Origin of the sequence: Ensifer sp. MJa1 (genome assembly GCF_037026475.1) — a bacterium.
In the GTDB taxonomy this organism is placed as follows: Bacteria; Pseudomonadota; Alphaproteobacteria; order Rhizobiales; family Rhizobiaceae; genus Ensifer.
Map to the genome: position 1 here is coordinate 1 of NZ_JAKUMO010000039.1, position 15,244 is coordinate 15,244.

At 58.1% G+C, this 15,244-nt stretch carries 18 protein-coding genes and 3 pseudogenes; 7 read left to right on the plus strand and 14 right to left on the minus strand.

Annotated elements, in window-relative coordinates; genetic code table 11:
- Nucleotides 1–174: 174 nt before the first annotated feature.
- The 4 genes from MKZ91_RS30145 to MKZ91_RS30160 all read right to left on the minus strand — a co-directional run bounded on the left by MKZ91_RS30145 (nucleotide 175) and on the right by MKZ91_RS30160 (nucleotide 2,086).
- Nucleotides 175–297 carry a hypothetical protein gene (locus tag MKZ91_RS30145; RefSeq protein ID WP_336174701.1) on the minus strand — a complete coding sequence of 41 codons (123 nt, stop codon included), beginning with the start codon at nucleotides 295–297 and terminating at the stop codon, nucleotides 175–177.
- A gap of 40 nt (nucleotides 298–337) precedes the next feature.
- The gene (locus MKZ91_RS30150; protein WP_336174702.1) at nucleotides 338–679 is read right to left on the minus strand and encodes a hypothetical protein; all 342 of its coding nucleotides are present in this window, start codon (nucleotides 677–679) and stop codon (nucleotides 338–340) included.
- Between the two features lie 235 nt (nucleotides 680–914).
- Entirely contained in the window at nucleotides 915–1,688 is a 774-nt protein-coding gene (locus tag MKZ91_RS30155; protein WP_336174704.1) for a hypothetical protein, read from the minus strand.
- A 104-nt stretch (nucleotides 1,689–1,792) separates the two neighbouring features.
- Complete coding sequence (locus MKZ91_RS30160) at nucleotides 1,793–2,086, minus strand: hypothetical protein (protein WP_336174706.1); 294 nt, start codon at nucleotides 2,084–2,086, stop codon at nucleotides 1,793–1,795.
- Between the two features lie 481 nt (nucleotides 2,087–2,567).
- Here MKZ91_RS30160 and MKZ91_RS30165 point away from each other — a divergent pair, with 481 nt between their 5' ends.
- Nucleotides 2,568–3,524 (plus strand): hypothetical protein, encoded by a 957-nt coding sequence (locus MKZ91_RS30165; protein WP_336174707.1) that lies wholly within the window; start codon nucleotides 2,568–2,570, stop codon nucleotides 3,522–3,524.
- Nucleotides 3,525–3,667: 143 nt separating this feature from the next.
- Here the strand turns inward: MKZ91_RS30165 and MKZ91_RS30170 are convergent, their stop codons facing one another.
- The gene (locus tag MKZ91_RS30170) at nucleotides 3,668–3,916 is read right to left on the minus strand and encodes a hypothetical protein (RefSeq protein ID WP_336174708.1); all 249 of its coding nucleotides are present in this window, start codon (nucleotides 3,914–3,916) and stop codon (nucleotides 3,668–3,670) included.
- Between the two features lie 608 nt (nucleotides 3,917–4,524).
- On the opposite strand from MKZ91_RS30170, the gene MKZ91_RS30175 reads away from it, so the two are divergent.
- From MKZ91_RS30175 to MKZ91_RS30185, 3 genes are all read left to right on the plus strand, one after another.
- Entirely contained in the window at nucleotides 4,525–4,866 is a 342-nt protein-coding gene (locus tag MKZ91_RS30175) for a hypothetical protein (protein WP_336174709.1), read from the plus strand.
- Between the two features lie 55 nt (nucleotides 4,867–4,921).
- A complete protein-coding gene (locus MKZ91_RS30180) occupies nucleotides 4,922–5,044 on the plus strand; it encodes a hypothetical protein (RefSeq protein ID WP_336174710.1) in 123 nt (40 codons plus the stop codon).
- A 107-nt stretch (nucleotides 5,045–5,151) separates the two neighbouring features.
- Nucleotides 5,152–6,930: an SLC13 family permease gene (locus MKZ91_RS30185; RefSeq protein WP_336174711.1), complete on the plus strand. Its 1,779-nt coding sequence runs from the start codon at nucleotides 5,152–5,154 to the stop codon at nucleotides 6,928–6,930.
- Nucleotides 6,931–7,067: 137 nt separating this feature from the next.
- Here MKZ91_RS30185 and MKZ91_RS30190 read toward each other — a convergent pair.
- From MKZ91_RS30190 to MKZ91_RS30215, 6 genes and pseudogenes are all read right to left on the minus strand, one after another.
- Nucleotides 7,068–7,308: pseudogene (locus MKZ91_RS30190) on the minus strand (Na+/H+ antiporter NhaA); the annotation flags it as partial.
- Nucleotides 7,309–7,353: 45 nt separating this feature from the next.
- A complete protein-coding gene (locus MKZ91_RS30195; RefSeq protein ID WP_336174712.1) occupies nucleotides 7,354–8,166 on the minus strand; it encodes a transglutaminase-like domain-containing protein in 813 nt (270 codons plus the stop codon).
- 11 nt (nucleotides 8,167–8,177) lie between these two features.
- On the minus strand, nucleotides 8,178–8,402 hold the full coding sequence (locus tag MKZ91_RS30200) for a DUF1488 family protein (protein ID WP_336174713.1): 225 nt from the start codon (nucleotides 8,400–8,402) through the stop codon (nucleotides 8,178–8,180).
- A gap of 549 nt (nucleotides 8,403–8,951) precedes the next feature.
- Nucleotides 8,952–9,089: a hypothetical protein gene (locus MKZ91_RS30205; RefSeq protein WP_336174714.1), complete on the minus strand. Its 138-nt coding sequence runs from the start codon at nucleotides 9,087–9,089 to the stop codon at nucleotides 8,952–8,954.
- A 155-nt stretch (nucleotides 9,090–9,244) separates the two neighbouring features.
- Nucleotides 9,245–10,879 carry a chaperonin GroEL gene (gene groL / locus MKZ91_RS30210; protein WP_336174715.1) on the minus strand — a complete coding sequence of 545 codons (1,635 nt, stop codon included), beginning with the start codon at nucleotides 10,877–10,879 and terminating at the stop codon, nucleotides 9,245–9,247.
- Nucleotides 10,880–10,927: 48 nt separating this feature from the next.
- A pseudogene (locus MKZ91_RS30215) lies at nucleotides 10,928–11,237 on the minus strand (co-chaperone GroES).
- Nucleotides 11,238–11,722: 485 nt separating this feature from the next.
- On the opposite strand from MKZ91_RS30215, the pseudogene MKZ91_RS30220 reads away from it, so the two are divergent.
- Nucleotides 11,723–11,976 (plus strand): annotated as a pseudogene (locus MKZ91_RS30220) (hypothetical protein); the annotation flags it as partial.
- A gap of 187 nt (nucleotides 11,977–12,163) precedes the next feature.
- Here the strand turns inward: MKZ91_RS30220 and MKZ91_RS30225 are convergent.
- A complete protein-coding gene (locus MKZ91_RS30225; RefSeq protein WP_336174716.1) occupies nucleotides 12,164–12,325 on the minus strand; it encodes a Thivi_2564 family membrane protein in 162 nt (53 codons plus the stop codon).
- A gap of 64 nt (nucleotides 12,326–12,389) precedes the next feature.
- Between MKZ91_RS30225 and MKZ91_RS30230 the strand changes: the two genes are divergently transcribed.
- Nucleotides 12,390–12,866, plus strand: coding sequence for a GNAT family N-acetyltransferase (locus MKZ91_RS30230; RefSeq protein ID WP_336174717.1), 477 nt, complete (start codon nucleotides 12,390–12,392; stop codon nucleotides 12,864–12,866).
- Nucleotides 12,867–12,979: 113 nt separating this feature from the next.
- Here MKZ91_RS30230 and MKZ91_RS30235 read toward each other — a convergent pair whose 3' ends face one another.
- Both MKZ91_RS30235 and MKZ91_RS30240 read right to left on the minus strand, forming a co-directional pair.
- Complete coding sequence (locus MKZ91_RS30235; protein ID WP_336174718.1) at nucleotides 12,980–13,480, minus strand: NAD(P)H-dependent oxidoreductase; 501 nt, start codon at nucleotides 13,478–13,480, stop codon at nucleotides 12,980–12,982.
- Complete coding sequence (locus MKZ91_RS30240; RefSeq protein WP_336174719.1) at nucleotides 13,447–14,376, minus strand: LysR family transcriptional regulator; 930 nt, start codon at nucleotides 14,374–14,376, stop codon at nucleotides 13,447–13,449. Before MKZ91_RS30240 ends, MKZ91_RS30235 begins: the two co-directional genes overlap by 34 nt.
- Nucleotides 14,377–14,485: 109 nt before the next feature.
- Between MKZ91_RS30240 and MKZ91_RS30245 the strand changes: the two genes are divergently transcribed.
- Nucleotides 14,486–15,238, plus strand: coding sequence for a 3-oxoacyl-ACP reductase family protein (locus MKZ91_RS30245; protein ID WP_336174720.1), 753 nt, complete (start codon nucleotides 14,486–14,488; stop codon nucleotides 15,236–15,238).
- Nucleotides 15,239–15,244: the final 6 nt, after the last annotated feature.

Consider the following 15,244-nt stretch of genomic DNA (forward strand, 5'->3'; position numbering starts at 1 on the left):
CTACAGCGCAACGAGAAGCGCGCGGGCGCTCGGCTTTGCTACCTCCCGCCACCTACACCACTCCCTGGGACATGATCTCTTGCATCTCTTGCGCAGTTGAATTCAGAGCTTACCTGGTTGCGGCGGGTCGGTCAGGTGGAGCGTGGGACGGGCCTCGGCTTCGGCCGCGCGCGATCACAATAACCGCCCGAAGAGGATTGTGGTGACGACGACGGCGACCGCCAGCGAAAGTGCGATCCAGGCAAAAAGACCGCGATAGTCGAAGAGATATATCTGAGCCGGTATGTGGTACTTCATGATCGCCTCCTTCGGCTAATCCGTTTGCGGTTGGTTGGATCTACAGGATGCTCCGGCTCTTGAACGAGCGTCCGGCAAGCGCCATTCCGTCATTGCCGACACTGACCAGCTCGAGATCGCCTTCATCGGTCACCCGTTCATGGCATTCGCCGTTGCTGCGTATGCGGTACTGGAGCGCATTGTCGCGGATCGGCAACGTCGCGGCTATGCGATAGGTTTCTTCGGCAATTGACTCTTTCGTCGGCGCGCCCTTGGCGCGAACAAGCTGGCCAACGTGGAAGCGGTGATCCGGCGTCCGGTCGCGCGGACCGCGGATGATGCGTTTCGTGAAAGATAATATGTAGATCGAAGACAAGGTCGTGATGTTGGCGACGAATAGCACCCCTCGCTGCGTCAACTAAAAACTGAGCTGCGGCATTGACTGTAAGGCGGGAGGACGCCGGCCATTTCCTACCCCTGCCTACTGCAATCAAGCGGAACAATCGGGTGAAGCCAATTCCTTTGCTTCAGGGTGCAAATTTAACTCTGGCTCGTCTCTAGTCGCGAGGCAATTCTCGCCACGCCAGTAGCCTAGGGCCTCTAGATACCCGAGCCAAGCCGCAAACTGCCAGACGTCATCACTCCATACGGCACGCCTCCTTGCTGACCCGATACGGCCGGTTGCACTCCCAGCCGTTACCAGAATGATCGAGATGAGCGTTTTCAGGAAGCTTGATTTCTGAGCATGCGAATCCCTTTGCTACAAAGCCGCGGTCACATTTCCATTTATGCCCGTAGGAAGTGTCCGCGAAGCTTGCGTTTTTGGGAACCTTCACGACAACACAGGCCTGGTCCTTCGCTTCATATCCGCGGTCGCACAACCATTCATTGCCGCTGGTTGTCAGATAGGCATGCTCAGGAACGTTCAATGCCACGCACTTGCCATCGACAACCTGGTAACCGCGCTCACACTCCCACCCCTCACTATAGCTTGTGTCCGTCAGGAACGCATTGTCCGGCACCTCGATAAGGTCGCATCCGTCGCCGTTGGGGCGATATCCGCGCACGCATCGCCAACGGTCGCCAGAGTACGGGTCAAGATAGGCGTTGGCAGGCAACTCAACGGCAAGGCACTGCCCCCCCCTCTCGGCAAAGCCGTAGTCGCATTCCCAGCCCTTGCCATAGGACTCGTTTGTCAGGAAGCCGTGGTCGGGAGCCGTCACCGCAACACAGGAATCGGCTTCTCTTCTAAAGCCACGAGTACACTCCCACCCTGAGCCATAGCGATTTGCTTCGGCATTCGCGGGCACCGGAAGTGTACCTTGGCCATAAGCGGCGGGGATGACGAACAACGTCGCAGATAGAAGCACGCTCGTTTTGAGAGCCAAGGCAAAATACGATAGCTGGCGCATCAATTCATCTCTCCAGTTGAACCTTTAAGTTGTGATGGGAAGGAGCGGGAAGCTAATGCGGCTGTCCGTCGCGGGAGGGCCGTTCTACATCATGCATGCATCACTCACCTCAAAAGAGATTGCAGCCCGGGAGGAAGACCTTGGATTGCGTAGCGCGCCAATCGAAAACCTAGTGGTTGCCTGTACTTGCCGGCTTTTCCCAACCGGCACTCGAGCTTCTCTGCTAGCCCAGAACGCGAGTAATCTCCCTCACGCAGCAGCAGAGTTACCAGCAACGAGGCAGTCTCAACGAGCCTCGGGTCGTGGACAAGAAGGTCGGCGCTGTAACCAGCATCGTCCAGGACCCACTGAATCTTTGCTCGTTCGGAAGGCGAAATGTGGCGTGCGGGGAAAGACATGGCGTTCCCTTGCTTGGGGCCAGGGTATCCAGCCCTCAAGCAGTAGCGCCCGTTTCATCTGCTACTGAAGGCTGAACACTGCGCCTTTGCCGTTCGAATAGCAACCGCATTCGTTCTTACGGCGGAAGGTCCGCCACAATTGCCCTGGCCGGGGCGCCCGTGAGATTTACAGGGCAGTCCGCCATTCGATCTTGCCAAAGAAAAAGGCCGGGGAACCCGACCTTTACATAGCCCCTCAATGGCCACTGCAGGTACATCCCCTGGCCGTGGCCAGAAGAGAACTCTTTAGGCGGCTCACCACAAAGCATCGCTCCAAACGGCAGAGCGAAAAGTTCCGGACGATAGGATGCGCAACCGTGTAGAGAAGACCGTCTCTGCGAGTTCGCTCGATCGTCGGTTACTCACTGCGCAGTAAATATTGCCATTTTCTCGAATATTCGGCGCTGTGGCCTTATTCACTGCACAGCGAAAATGGTCACGTATGCAAACCAGAAGCGAGCACGAACGCAAGAATGAGACACTGGATGCCCTGCTAAGCACCCTCCAGACACTCCCTCATGCTCAGGCGTCGATGCTCAACGTACAACACCCAATCACACCGCTGCGGTATGCGCTCGACGCAGAGGTCGACCTCATGATCGCCGACAAGCCCATGGTCCTTCTCGTCGAAGTGAAGCGAACCGTCTATCCGCGCGATGTCCGACAAATCCTCTGGCAGATAAGCCACGCGAGGAATGAGTATGCTCGCAACCACGAACAGAACGTCGTACCTCTGGTGGCCGCGGAAGCCATTTCGGTGGGCGCGAGAGAACTGCTCCGCGACGAAAATGTCGGCTTTTTCGATACAGGCGGCAGCCTCTTCGTCCCCGCAATGGGCGCCTACCTTTATGTCGAGCGCCCCGTCCCCAAGACTTTCGAAAAGTCCGTCGGCTCATTGTTTACCGGCAAGCGATCGCAGGTCTTGCATGCGCTCCTAATGAAGCGCCGAGACTGGATCGGGGTAACAGAGCTTTCTAAGCTGGCGGAGGTCTCTCCTGGCACCGCATCTGAAACCCTCACCGCCCTGCAACGGATGGATTGGGTCACGGCGCAAGGTCAAGGACCTTCAAAGGAACGCCGTCTCTCCGACGCCTCAGGCTTGCTCGACGAATGGCAACGGCAGATCCAAGACGCACGACGCCCACCCACGAGGCGGCGGTACTATGTCCCGGGAGGAAACAGCGATGCGCTTGCCCATCGTCTTGCCACACTGTGTGAGGCCGGCAGCGTAGAGTATGTTCGCACGCAGGACGCCGCGGCGCAACAATATGCGCCCTTCCTTTCCAACGTTTCCCGCATTGCCTGCCGCATGCCCCCCAGCAAATCGGCCGGAGACGTCCTCGCAAGAGGCCCGCTTGCATCGCACCGAAGGCGATTTCGCCATGACCGTTGGCCCTGATGGTGATTGTGGCGGGCTCGACCAGGTCGAGATAATCCCGACCCCACAGATCGGCCTCGACGATCCGCCAGCGGCCAATCAGGCGGCAGTTTCTGGCCGCGCTCATGACAGCACCGCCATCAGTTTCGGTAGCCGTACATCGCTTATTCCGGAGCCACTTGTGGGGCATTGAGAACGCGCAGCGCTCGCGCAGCATTCTTGGGGCTGAGCCCCTCCATCGTCCAGGAGCCTATCCTTGCAACCTCGCCCGTAAAGACATGGTAGATCGTGTAGGTGCCGTCTCCTTCGAAACGACGGCCATACTGATAGAGTCGTCCGGATCTGTCGGGCGCACCGCCTTCAGACTCCCATGCACTGATCGCGAGGGCGTGCTCTTCGTGTTTGCTTTTCATCTTGTCACCCTCCTCGGGGCGGGTCGCTGCTGTACTTCAGCGGAAAGATACTCCATTCGCGCGGCTCCAAATCATCTTCCAGCTGACGCCCCTTGGCATCTTGGCGGATGCAATACTGAAGGCCAATTGCGCTTCACCGGAGCTTGGCGGCGATACGATCGGCTTCCGCCGCACCGGGGAAGTATTTGTTCGAACTCCGAGGCTCACCGACGGGCCGATAAGCTGGATCGATGATCGGTGAGTTTGGTGGGTCTAGAGCCTCTGATGAAGCAAAGGCCGAACTGGCCTCAGAACGAGGTTCAATCCATATGGCCTGATTGAGGCTTTACTAAGTTTTCTAAACACAACTCCACGCCCGAGCGGAAAGAACGCCAATTCCTACTGCATATGTTAAATTTATTTTCGATAATCACCGGAGGATTCATAATGTGTACCAGAGGATATTCCTTCATTTTAGGTTCTGTATATTTTTTAAAAAACAATTCCTATGTCTGTTTACATTATCTAGTTTAGAGAGCACTGTAAAAAATCTGGATTGCCATTGGCTCCTGGTCGGAGCGCGGGCCCGCAACGATCCCGATAATCACCTGATTAGAGGGAATAAAATCATGACATTCGAGCAAATCCTTGAACGGACAAAACCCTACGCGATTGGTTTGGTTGTCGGGCTTTTCTTCAGCCCAATCATCGGCTTCAATGCGGGATGGCTCACCACCACGACTGCCAGCACTCTGGCGGCGGAAACGGCCAGAGTGGATGCGTTTGCCGGCATTTGTTCAGGTGCGGCAGGACGAATGGCTGCTGCCAACAGCACGGATCTCGCAACGCTTGAGGGCTACGACAATCGCGCGAAGCGTGACGAACTCGTAGCGACCATTATGGCCGATATTCAAGTTCCAGCGGACATCCTCGGCAAGGTCAGCACGAGTTGCAGTCGCTCGCTATCCTGAAGCGCGCTCACGCGGCGCTTTGGGCATCTCGACGAAACGAAATCGGGAGATCGCTATGAAAAACCTCATCCCCGCCCGCTTCTATACCTACGACTTCACGCGGCTGTTCGTATCGCTTGCGTATACGCTGGCGATTGCCGTGATTGTCTATTCGGTCCTTTTCGGAAGCATCCTGTAGTCGTCTGATCAAGCGTGCATCCGCTCTACGACGCGAAGCTGGTAAATTATCCCGACATTGGCTCTTTCAGGCGCGTAAAATGGGAAGAGTGGATCGGGACTTTATCCATGACACAGGCTCAGGCTTTCGCCTTCGCCATTCTGATCGGCCTGATGGTCGCATTCATATGGGGACGGCTCCGCTACGACCTCATTGCAGTCCTCGCGCTGCTTGCCGCGGTTTTCACCGGCATCGTGCCGCACAACGCAGCGTTCTCCGGCTTCGGCGACGACATCGTCATCATTGTAGCCAGCGCGCTGGTCGTCAGCGCCGCGATTGAGCGCAGTGGTGTCATAGAGGCATTGCTGCATCGCCTGGCACCCAGCGTGACCTCTGTGCAGGGGCAGGTCGTTATTCTCGTGACGACTGTCTCGTTTCTCTCCGTCTTCATCAAGAATATCGGTGCGCTGGCGATGTTGATCCCAGTCGCATTCCAGATGGCGCGCCGCTCGAAAGCCTCCCCTTCGTCTTTTCTCATGCCGATGGCGTTCGGTTCCTTGCTTGGCGGACTCACGACCCTCGTCGGCACATCGCCGAACATCGTCGTCTCCCGGATGCGCGAGGAACTGACGGGCCGCCCTTTCAACATGTTCGATTTCACCCCTGTCGGCATAGGGCTTGCCGCAGCGGGAGTGATCTTTCTGGCTTTTGGCTACCGGCTGCTTCCCAAGGAGCGCAAGGCGGTCGCGACAATGGAGAAGGCGCTAAACATCAACGACTACATGACTGAGGCCCGCGTTACTGCGACTTCGTCCGTCATCGGCAAGTCGATCCGTCACCTGTCGATCTTGTTGGACGAGGAGGTCCTGGTCACTGGCCTCATTCGCAATCGGGTCGAACCGCTGAGGCCACTGCCGGACGTCGTACTCCGTCAAGGGGATATCGTTCTGTTGGAGGGAGACCCCCAGGCGCTCGAGCGAGGCATCAGTCGTGCGCGTTTGGAACTGGAGGGGCACGACCGCCCTACGGAAGCAAAGGGAGTCGACGAGGAGATTGCCGGAATTGAGGCGGTGATCGGCCCGAAATCAGTCTTGATCGGGCAAACCGCCAAGCGTTTGGCGCTGCATGATCGCTTCAACATCAATCTGCTCGCAGTAAGCCGAAGCAGCGAGCGCTTCACTGATCGATTGCGCGACATCGCGTTAAGACCAGGCGACGTTCTCGTTTTGAAGGGCGATCTCGTGCTTCTCCCGAGCAGGTTGATGGAACTCGGTCTTCTTCCGTTGGCCGGGCGCGAAATCCGCTTGGGGAACACCCGAAAAGGCCTGATTCCGGTGGTCGTCCTGGCTGGTGCCATGGTGCTAACGGCATTCGGCCTACTGCCCGTCGCCACGGCCTTCTTTACGGCTGCTGTGCTGACGGTAATGCTCGGTTCACTTTCGCTTCGGGAAGCTTACGAGGCTGTCGATTGGCCCATCCTGATAATGCTGGGCGCTCTCATTCCGGTCAGCGAGTCGATCCGCACGACTGGTGGCGCCGACCTTATCGCCGGCGGCCTCGCTCAGTTCGCTAGCACATTGCCCTTCTATGGGGCGCTTGCAATGATCATGGTGGTCGCAATGGCCGCAACGCCGTTTTTGAACAATGCAGCCACCGTTCTCGTCGTCGCGCCGATCGCGGTCACCCTTGCTCAGCGCCTTGGCTACAATCCGGATGCGTTTCTGATGGCAGTCGCGGTAGGGGCGGCGTGCGATTTTATCACGCCTGTTGGACACCAGTGCAACACTTTGGTGTTGGGTCCCGGCGGTTATCGCTTTGGCGACTATTGGAAATTGGGGCTGCCGCTCTCGTTCATTGTGGTCTTGCTGGGCGTGCCTCTGATCCTGTGGTTTTGGCCGCCAGTTTAGTCTAGCGCGGTGGCGTCGTGCTATCGGGTCATTGCGATTGAAGTAGTCGATCGTGAAGAACTCGCTTTCGGGCAGTTTGCTGCGGTGTTGGTCGGCTCTGGAACGTGAACAGTAGTGCGGCGAACAGACACACAAAAGTTGTTGATCCAGTGCTTCAGCGAACGGGAGATTCTCGATGTCGCCAACTCTGACGCCCGCAGGCATCTCCCATAAGGCGAGGAACGACGACGACCACGCTGTGTTTGCGAGGCTGAGCGCCAAGAGCGTGCTGAGCAACAGGATAATGCCCGCCGTAGCCTCGATGCGGAGGAATCGCATGAATGGCTTGGTGAGCCGGTCTGCCGGTTCCCTGGGAAGCCGTGAGAGGCTGTCGTTCATGCCGTGAACCGCTCCTGCGTTTTGATCGGCAAATGTCTCCAGTGGCTATTGCAAGGCCGGCACCTCATAAGTCCACACCCGGAACGACTTCAGGAGATGCGGCCCGAACGAGTTGATGAGGGGGACATCGGCCGCGTCACGGCCGCGTGCAACCACGATCCTGCCGACGCGCGGCGTATTGTTGCGCGGATCGAAGGTGTGCCATCCATCGTCCAGGAAGACCTCCATCCAGGCACTAAAATCCATCGGGTCCACGACCGGGACGCCGATGTCGCCGAGATGACCGCTGATATAGCGTGCGGGAATGTTGAGAGAGCGACAGAGCGTGATCGCAAGATGCGCGAAGTCGCGGCAGACACCAACGCGCTCATGGAAGACTTCGAAGGCCGTCCGCGTCGACCGGGCCTGCATGTAGTCGAAGCGGATATGGTCGTGGACGAAATCGCAGATCGCTTGCACACGCCCCCAACCGGGCGTGACCGCGCCGAACATGTCCCAAGCGCTCTGGCTGAGACGGTCGGTATCGCAATAGCGGCTGCCCATGAGGTAGGCGAGGCAATCGTCCGGCAACTCCGGCACTGGGAGCTCTTGGGCGGCTGGCAACACCTTGTCCGGTTTTCCGTCGTCCTCGATCGTGGCATCGCCCCATATCGTCAGGTCACCCGCCGGAGCAACAAGCCGCCGGCATCGGTTGCCGAAGAGATCGCGATAGGTCGATGTCGGCACATCAGGCGCGGTGAATGTCGTTTCAGGAACCCGGATATCGGCCGCGCGATCCTCGTGGACCGACAGCAGGCATACCAACGCGGTCGGTTGCTGGCAGTTCAGCGTGATCTCATAACCGTAGCGGATCAGCATCTGCATCCATCCTAGCGGAAATCGGCGGCGGTCAGTGTATAGGAGTCGCGGCGGCCACTGGAATAGACCTTGCGTGCGACTTCGTAGATGGACCTGCCCAATTCGGCATCCGCTATCATGAGCGCCTGGGCCTTGACGAAGAACCGCGCCTCGAACATACCGTCATGGCCGATGAAACGGACGGCGTTTCTTGTTTCATCGAGGCTGCGGCTCGGATTCGGAAATGACAGTGTCATAATCAGCGTGCTTCTGTTTCGCGCGACGCGGACCGCGCGGGGGCCGATAGCCTGATCCGTTTTATCCGGCGTTCTATATTCCGAAGGTTGCTGCCGACACGCGCCGGTGCGCCTGTGAACACGTGATAGACCGCCCATGAGCGATCCGCATCGATGCGGCGGCCGCATTGATCATCCATTGTGTCGCGCGCTGGCGTCCCGCCTTCATTTTCCCAGATGCTGATCGCTAACGCATTTCGCCAGGCTTCAGTCTCATTGCTGTGGGCGTTCATGGTTGTGGCCTTTCATCAAGGTTCTCGATGGTGTCAAGCCTGCTTGAATGGATCGTGTTTCCATCACCGTCGATCTGGTCATGGCGTCCCGACACTGCGGCATGTCGAGCGTCCGGAAGAGCTCCCGCGCAAACTCTATCGCCTAATCGAGATCGGCAGTTTCCACGGTTTTCGCGGGCCGACGATCGCATGCGCGTCGTCCGCATCCCGAACATGGCGGAACGCAATCACGATCTTCGTCGCCATCCTTTCCGTTGGACTGAGAGGTTCGGAACTGTCATTTCTCGCTCTTGTCGAGCGAGGCGCTGCCGTTCACGGCGGGCTTGATCTGGTTGCCGAACGTCCTTTCGATGAGCGCGGCGCCTTCATTGGCGGACGACATAGGCACCTGTTCGTGCCCGTTCTGCGTCGTCACCCGCTCATGACCTTCGTCGTCGTTTTTGGTGAATGGCGGCCTCTGACGCCGCGAGGCCAATTGGCTGGCCCAGCCAATTCAACGCGTTTCGCATATGTGGGCCTCAAATCGGTTTACCAGGTCATCCGTGCACCAACGTCGTTCAGGCACTGTTCTCAATATCCCATCCCGCCCATGCTGCCGTTACCGGCCGGCCGGGCAGATTCTTTTGAGGGAATGTCGGCGATCATCGCTTCAGCAGTGATCAGAAGTGCCGCGATTGAGCCGGCGTCCTGCAAAGCGGTGCGCACGACCTTCGCCGGGTCGACGATGCCGGCTTTGATCATATCGACATAGGTCTCCGTCTGCGCGTCAAAGCCCTGGTTGTAATCCCTGCTGTCGGTGAGTTTTCCCACGACGATCGAGCCTTCCACACCGGCGTTCTCAGCGATCTGTCGGATCGGGGTTTCAAGCGCCCTGAGCACAATCGAGATGCCGGCCGTGACGTCCGCATTCGGTCCGGTTAATCCGACAAGGACCGACCTGGCGCGCAACAGAGCAACACCACCGCCAGGAACAATGCCTTCCTCAGCCGCGGCACGCGTGGCGTTCAGCGCATCGTCGATGCGGTCCTTCTTTTCCTTGACCTCGATTTCGGTCGCGCCGCCAACGCGGATTACCGCGACGCCGCCGGCGAGTTTCGCCAGCCGTTCCTGCAGTTTTTCCTTGTCATAATCGGAGGTCGTCTCCTCGATCTGTGCCTTGATCTGCTGGATGCGCGCCTGGATGGTCGCTTTATCGCCAGAGCCGTCGATGATCGTGGTGGTGTCCTTCTCTATCAGCACGCGCTTGGAGCAACCGAGCATGTCGAGCGTGACGTTCTCGAGCTTGATGCCGAGATCCTCGGAAAGCATCTGGCCGGCCGTGAGGACGGCAATGTCTTCCAGTATGGCCCTGCGGCGGTCGCCGAAGCCCGGCGCCTTGACAGCCGCGACCTTCAGGCCACCGCGCAACTTGTTTACGACCAGCGTCGCCAGAACTTCGCCCTCGACATCCTCGGAGAGGATCAGCAACGGTTTGCCGCTCTGCACGACCGCCTCGAGTATCGGCAACATCGCTTGCAAATTGCCAAGCTTCTTGTCGTGGATGAGGATGTAGGGGTCCTCCAGATCCACGCGCATCTTCTCGGCATTGGTGACGAAATAGGGCGAGAGATAGCCGCGGTCGAATTGCATGCCCTCGACAACGTCGAGTTCGGTCTCGGCCGTCTTGGCTTCCTCGACGGTGATGGCGCCTTCATTGCCGACCTTGTCCATCGCCTTGGCGATCATCTCGCCGACCGTCGCGTCGCCATTGGCGGCGATGGTGCCGACTTGCGCAATCTCGCCCGCCGACTCGACCTTCTTGGCGCGCGCCTGGATTTCCTTGACGACAGCAGCGACACCAAGGTCGATGCCACGCTTGAGATCCATCGGGTTCATGCCGGCGGCGACGAGCTTGGCGCCTTCGCGCAGGAGGGAGGCAGCGAGCACAGTCGCCGTCGTAGTGCCGTCACCGGCGAGGTCGTTGGTCTTAGAGGCCACCTCGCGCACCATCTGCGCGCCCATGTTCTCGAACTTGTCCGCCAGCTCGATTTCCTTGGCAACGGCGACGCCGTCCTTGGTTATGCGCGGCGCGCCATAGGCCTTGTCGATGACCACATTGCGGCCCTTGGGACCCAGCGTCACCTTGACGGCGTTGTTGAGCAGCTCGACACCGCGCAGCATTCGATCACGCGCATCAGTGGCGAATTTGATTTCCTTGGCAGACATTACGTTCGTCCAGTTCGGTCTTGAGATTGCGGGGTCGGAAATCGACCGTCAGACAGCTTTCTTGGTCGCGACGGTCTTTTCGACGATGCCCATGAGGTCGGCCTCGTTCATGATCAGTTCCTCGCCGTCGATCTTCACTCGGGGCCGGACCATTGCCGAACAGGATCGTTTCACCGGCCTTAAGGTCGAGCGGAATCAGCTTGCCGCCTTCATCACGCGTGCCTGGACCAACGGCGATCACTTCGCCTCCCCGTGACTTTTCCTTGGCAATGTCGGAAATGATGATCCCGTCGTTGGATTTGAGATCGCCTTCCGCGCGCCGGATGACGACGCGGTCATGGAGTGGGCGCAATTTCATAGAGATCCTTCTCCGGTCGTCGCATAGGGCGACTGCAATCCTTACATAGCACCTTTGGCGCTCAATTGATACGAACGCCAAGAGATATTATTTATACAAGGAAAAATACCGGGAAATATAAGCCAACAATTTTTAGCAGTACCGCCGTGAGTTCCAATAAATATACGGAGATTATACGTCGCTAAATACATTGTTATTTTCTTAATCTAAGAATTTGTTAATGTGACTTCGTGGGAAATCCTTGATCACGCCTTGAATGGAACCCAATCGAGGCGTGGAGGTGGGAAAGCCGAAGCAGGAAAAGGCTCCACCGAAAGCTGAGAGCATATTAGACAGTGCTGGATCTTTATTGGTGTGGTTAAGGCAAGAGGCAATATGCTCCCCCCGACCGGCGAAGTATGGACCGGCAGGTCGTCCGGGGCGGTTTCGCCGGCCGATCGGAGAAGCGCAACGGCGGCGGCCATGTAGGTCGAGTTCCAGCCGACGATCGCGGCATTTCAGATACAGACCTCATGGATGCCATCATCATCGAAGCATCCGGGGCGGGTTTCGACGTAGACATCCCGGATCCTGCTTCCGCAGCGCGGATGAGGGATTCGCTTGAAGAATGGGATAATCAAGGCCGCGCAGTCGAAAAACCGCTGCGCAGGGAAACTCAAGGCAGGAGTGGCGATGACGCGGATGGAGGCGGCGGGCAAAAGCGACCAAGGACCGGAATAGCGACCAAGGACGGGAATGAACTGCTCCAGCGAGGGTCAAGCGAGCCGGTCAGCAGTTCGACAACGAGCCTTTTGCGAATTTCAAGTCCGCCTGGCGCGCAGGTATGTTGACGACTTCGTCCAATCCGCACCGGAAGGGCGGGAAAAGCGGGCTGAGAGCACTCCCGGCCGGTGGCGTCGGCTGGGTCGAGTAGTGGCAGGCTTTAATCAGAATACGTTTAGCGAGCTGAGCAACGAGACGATGCCGACGATTACAACGACGATCTGAGCCATCTGCTTCATCGTCGATTCAATCGGAAGTTTTTGCACGAGGTACAGCACCAAGGCGATGACAAGGACCGTGATCAGGATGCTGATTATGATGGACATGCCCTAGTCTAGCGCTATCCCAATATGTCTCGAAATCGGTGCCTTGCACCGTTGCAGGAAACAAATGGAAAACACCAAAAAATATCCCATGGTCGAGCTCTCATCCGTCGTCACGGTCGAGGACGTCGCACCAGAGGAACGGGCGAGCGTCGTGTCGCTTCACGTGGACGATGATCAAACCCGCTTCATCGCTTCAAACTCGGATTCGCTGAAGGAAGCGGACGAGAACGAAGCGTGCGTACCCCTGATCATCCGCGCCCAGGGCAAGGCAGTCGGCTTTGCGATGTATGCCCTTGACGAGGACGACGGTAACTACTGGATCTATCGTCTCATGATCGATGCTCGGGTCCAGGGGCGAGGATACGGATCCTCGGCCCTCGGTTCCATCATTGCACGGCTCCGGGCTTTGCCGGACTGCACGTGCATCCTGTTGGGGGTAAAACCTGAAAACGTTCAAGCGCTGCGCGTTTACGAGCGGGCCGGCTTTCGCCTAGCCGGAGACATTTTGGATGGTGAACTCGTTATGAGACTCGATTTCTGACGCACCGATGGCAAGGGACGCGTCATTCCGCCGCTATGTCCCACATAGAGGCAACGTTCGAGCGCAATAGAAGAAAACCCTAAATTAACTTGCAGCTGAATAAGTTTCGTCAGTCACTGCGTCCCTGCAAACTTCGCGGCGACTCCAACCGCAGCCTCCCGTACCCAGAGAGGCACTCCACCCGACTTCAGCTCGGCTATCCTCGCCCTTGCCGCCTTCAGGGACAACTCGTGCTGTTCGGAGCTAACATTGACGCCATCATCGGTAATAACTTCAGGGTTGGCAATGCCGATAAAGGCAAAGACGCTCTTGAGGTAACTTGTGCTTGAAGTTCTCGGCGGGGGAACCCGGACCACAAAAGCCGCCGCGGGCCAGGGCGATGATGACGCGTTTCGTTCCCACCAAGCTTTCAGCTCCCTTGCTGTGTACCGGAAGGTCTTGCCCGGAGCCGCGATGCGATCGATCCAGGCTTTCAGTTGGCTCGGAACGCTGAAATTGTACTGCGGTACGCCAAGAACGACCGTTTCCGCTGCAAGAAACTCTTCCAGAACGTTTTCGCCAAGCTCAATTTCGGCCTTCGCTACCCCAGACTCCCTGCAAAGCGTTCCGGCCACTTTTCGCGCTGGAACGTTTCCACGAGGAAATCGATAAAAACACGGGTCTTGAGCGGAAGAAGTGTGCGGTTGGCGTAATAGATCGAGATCGGGCCAGCATCGGCGTACCAAGCTGGTAACACCCGGACCAGTTCACCGCTTTCCAGATCGGGTAGCGCGTCGGGCTTGGCAATCATTGCGACCCCGAGTCCTAGCAACGCTGCGGACCGCATGGCGGCCGGATCGTTCACAACAATCGTTTCCCGCAGCAGGGCCGGTTGTTCCTCGCCGGCGACGTTCCGCATCTGCCACTGTCGAATACGACCGGTCCGCATCGACCGCATGACGATGCCGTCGAGTTCCTGCAGGGCTCTGGGATCATGTGGTTGAGCGCAATTGTGCAAGTAAGCAGGCGACGCCACGGCAATGATGTGAGCAGCCGCAAGGGTCTTGGCGACTATGCCGGGGGTCAGTTCGAAGCCGCCCCCGATCGCCGCATCGTAGCCTTCGGCGATCAGATCCACCTGCCTATTTTCAAACATCCATTCCGGCCTGACCAGTGGGTAGCGTCTCATGAATTCGGGCAGAGTCGGCAAGATATAGTTCATTCCGAAGGTGGGGCTCATGCTCAGCTTCAGTACGCCTGCCGGCTCTGATTGATCGCTCGTGGCTTCCGCAATAGCCCCCTGTAGGCTCGCCAGGTGATCGCGGATCGACAGGAGGAACCGCTCGCCGGGTTCCGTGAGTGCCAGATTGCGTGTGCTGCGCTGAAAAAGCCTGAGCTTTAGATTGCTTTCCAGCGCCGCTACGTTGCGGCTGACGGCAGCAGGTGTCAGCCCTAAGCGGCGGGCCGCCGCAGAAAAGCTTCCATGTTCGGCGCTGCGAACGAACGATTCCAGATTGGCGAGCGTTTCCATGTCCATCACTTTCAACAGTTGCTTGAAATAGATAATAGCCCATTACCACTTTTCGCAAGAAAATAAGAAGCCGATATTGCCTCCATCAACCAACCTTGGAGGTATCCAAATGACCAACACTTCTCTGAAACTGGCCGGTAAGGCCGCTCTCGTAACCGGCGGCTCGCGCTCGATCGGCGCCGCAATCGCCAAGCGTCTCGCCGCCGATGGTGCCGCTGTCGCCATCACCTACAGCGCATCGCCCGACAAGGCGGCCGCTGTCGTCACCGAGATCGAAGCCGCTGGCGGCCGCGCCATCGCCATTCACGCCGACTCAGGTAATCCGGAATCCGTCCGCGCGGCTGTCGCGAAAACAGAAGAGACGTTCGGTTCGCTCGACATTCTCGTCAACAATGCCGGCATCGCCCTTGGTGGCCCGATCGACGAGATCAAGTTCGAGGATTACGAACGCATGATCGCCGTGAATGTCACGGGCGTCTTCGTCGGAACTCAGGAAGCCGCACGGCGGATGAAGTCCGGCGGACGTATCGTCCATATCGGCTCGTCGATGACCCGCTATGCCGCTTTCCCGACCGCCTCACTCTATACCCTGACGAAGGGAGCTGTTGCCGGTTTCAACCGCAGTCTCGTGCGTGACCTCGGTCCGAAGGGGATCACCGTTAACACCGTGCATCCCGGTCCGACCGACACCGACATGAATCCGGATGGTGGCCCTGTTTCAAAGATTGTCGGCCCTGGGATGGCAATCGGCCGCTACGGCAAGGACTACGAGGTCGCCAGCGTCGTGGCCTACCTCGTTAGCCCTGAAGCGGCCTTTGTAACCGGCGCCGACATCGTCGCCGACGGTGGTTTCACCGCCTGATCCGTC

Excerpts from the sequence above, each read along its gene's own strand:
- MKZ91_RS30195 (WP_336174712.1), bottom strand. The coding sequence starts at position 8,166 with ATGCTGATCCGCTACGGTTATGAGATCACGCTGAACTGCCAGCAACCG.
- MKZ91_RS30160 (WP_336174706.1), bottom strand. The coding sequence starts at position 2,086 with ATGTCTTTCCCCGCACGCCACATTTCGCCTTCCGAACGAGCAAAGATT.
- MKZ91_RS30245 (WP_336174720.1), top strand. The coding sequence starts at position 14,486 with ATGACCAACACTTCTCTGAAACTGGCCGGTAAGGCCGCTCTCGTAACC.
- MKZ91_RS30170 (WP_336174708.1), bottom strand. The coding sequence starts at position 3,916 with ATGAAAAGCAAACACGAAGAGCACGCCCTCGCGATCAGTGCATGGGAG.
- MKZ91_RS30230 (WP_336174717.1), top strand. The coding sequence starts at position 12,390 with ATGGAAAACACCAAAAAATATCCCATGGTCGAGCTCTCATCCGTCGTC.
- MKZ91_RS30200 (WP_336174713.1), bottom strand. The coding sequence starts at position 8,402 with ATGACACTGTCATTTCCGAATCCGAGCCGCAGCCTCGATGAAACAAGA.
- groL (WP_336174715.1), bottom strand. The coding sequence starts at position 10,879 with ATGTCTGCCAAGGAAATCAAATTCGCCACTGATGCGCGTGATCGAATG.
- MKZ91_RS30175 (WP_336174709.1), top strand. The coding sequence starts at position 4,525 with ATGACATTCGAGCAAATCCTTGAACGGACAAAACCCTACGCGATTGGT.
- MKZ91_RS30180 (WP_336174710.1), top strand. The coding sequence starts at position 4,922 with ATGAAAAACCTCATCCCCGCCCGCTTCTATACCTACGACTTCACGCGG.
- MKZ91_RS30155 (WP_336174704.1), bottom strand. The coding sequence starts at position 1,688 with ATGCGCCAGCTATCGTATTTTGCCTTGGCTCTCAAAACGAGCGTGCTT.
- MKZ91_RS30240 (WP_336174719.1), bottom strand. The coding sequence starts at position 14,376 with ATGGAAACGCTCGCCAATCTGGAATCGTTCGTTCGCAGCGCCGAACAT.
- MKZ91_RS30225 (WP_336174716.1), bottom strand. The coding sequence starts at position 12,325 with ATGTCCATCATAATCAGCATCCTGATCACGGTCCTTGTCATCGCCTTG.
- MKZ91_RS30185 (WP_336174711.1), top strand. The coding sequence starts at position 5,152 with ATGACACAGGCTCAGGCTTTCGCCTTCGCCATTCTGATCGGCCTGATG.
- MKZ91_RS30145 (WP_336174701.1), bottom strand. The coding sequence starts at position 297 with ATGAAGTACCACATACCGGCTCAGATATATCTCTTCGACTATCGCGGT.
- MKZ91_RS30165 (WP_336174707.1), top strand. The coding sequence starts at position 2,568 with ATGCAAACCAGAAGCGAGCACGAACGCAAGAATGAGACACTGGATGCC.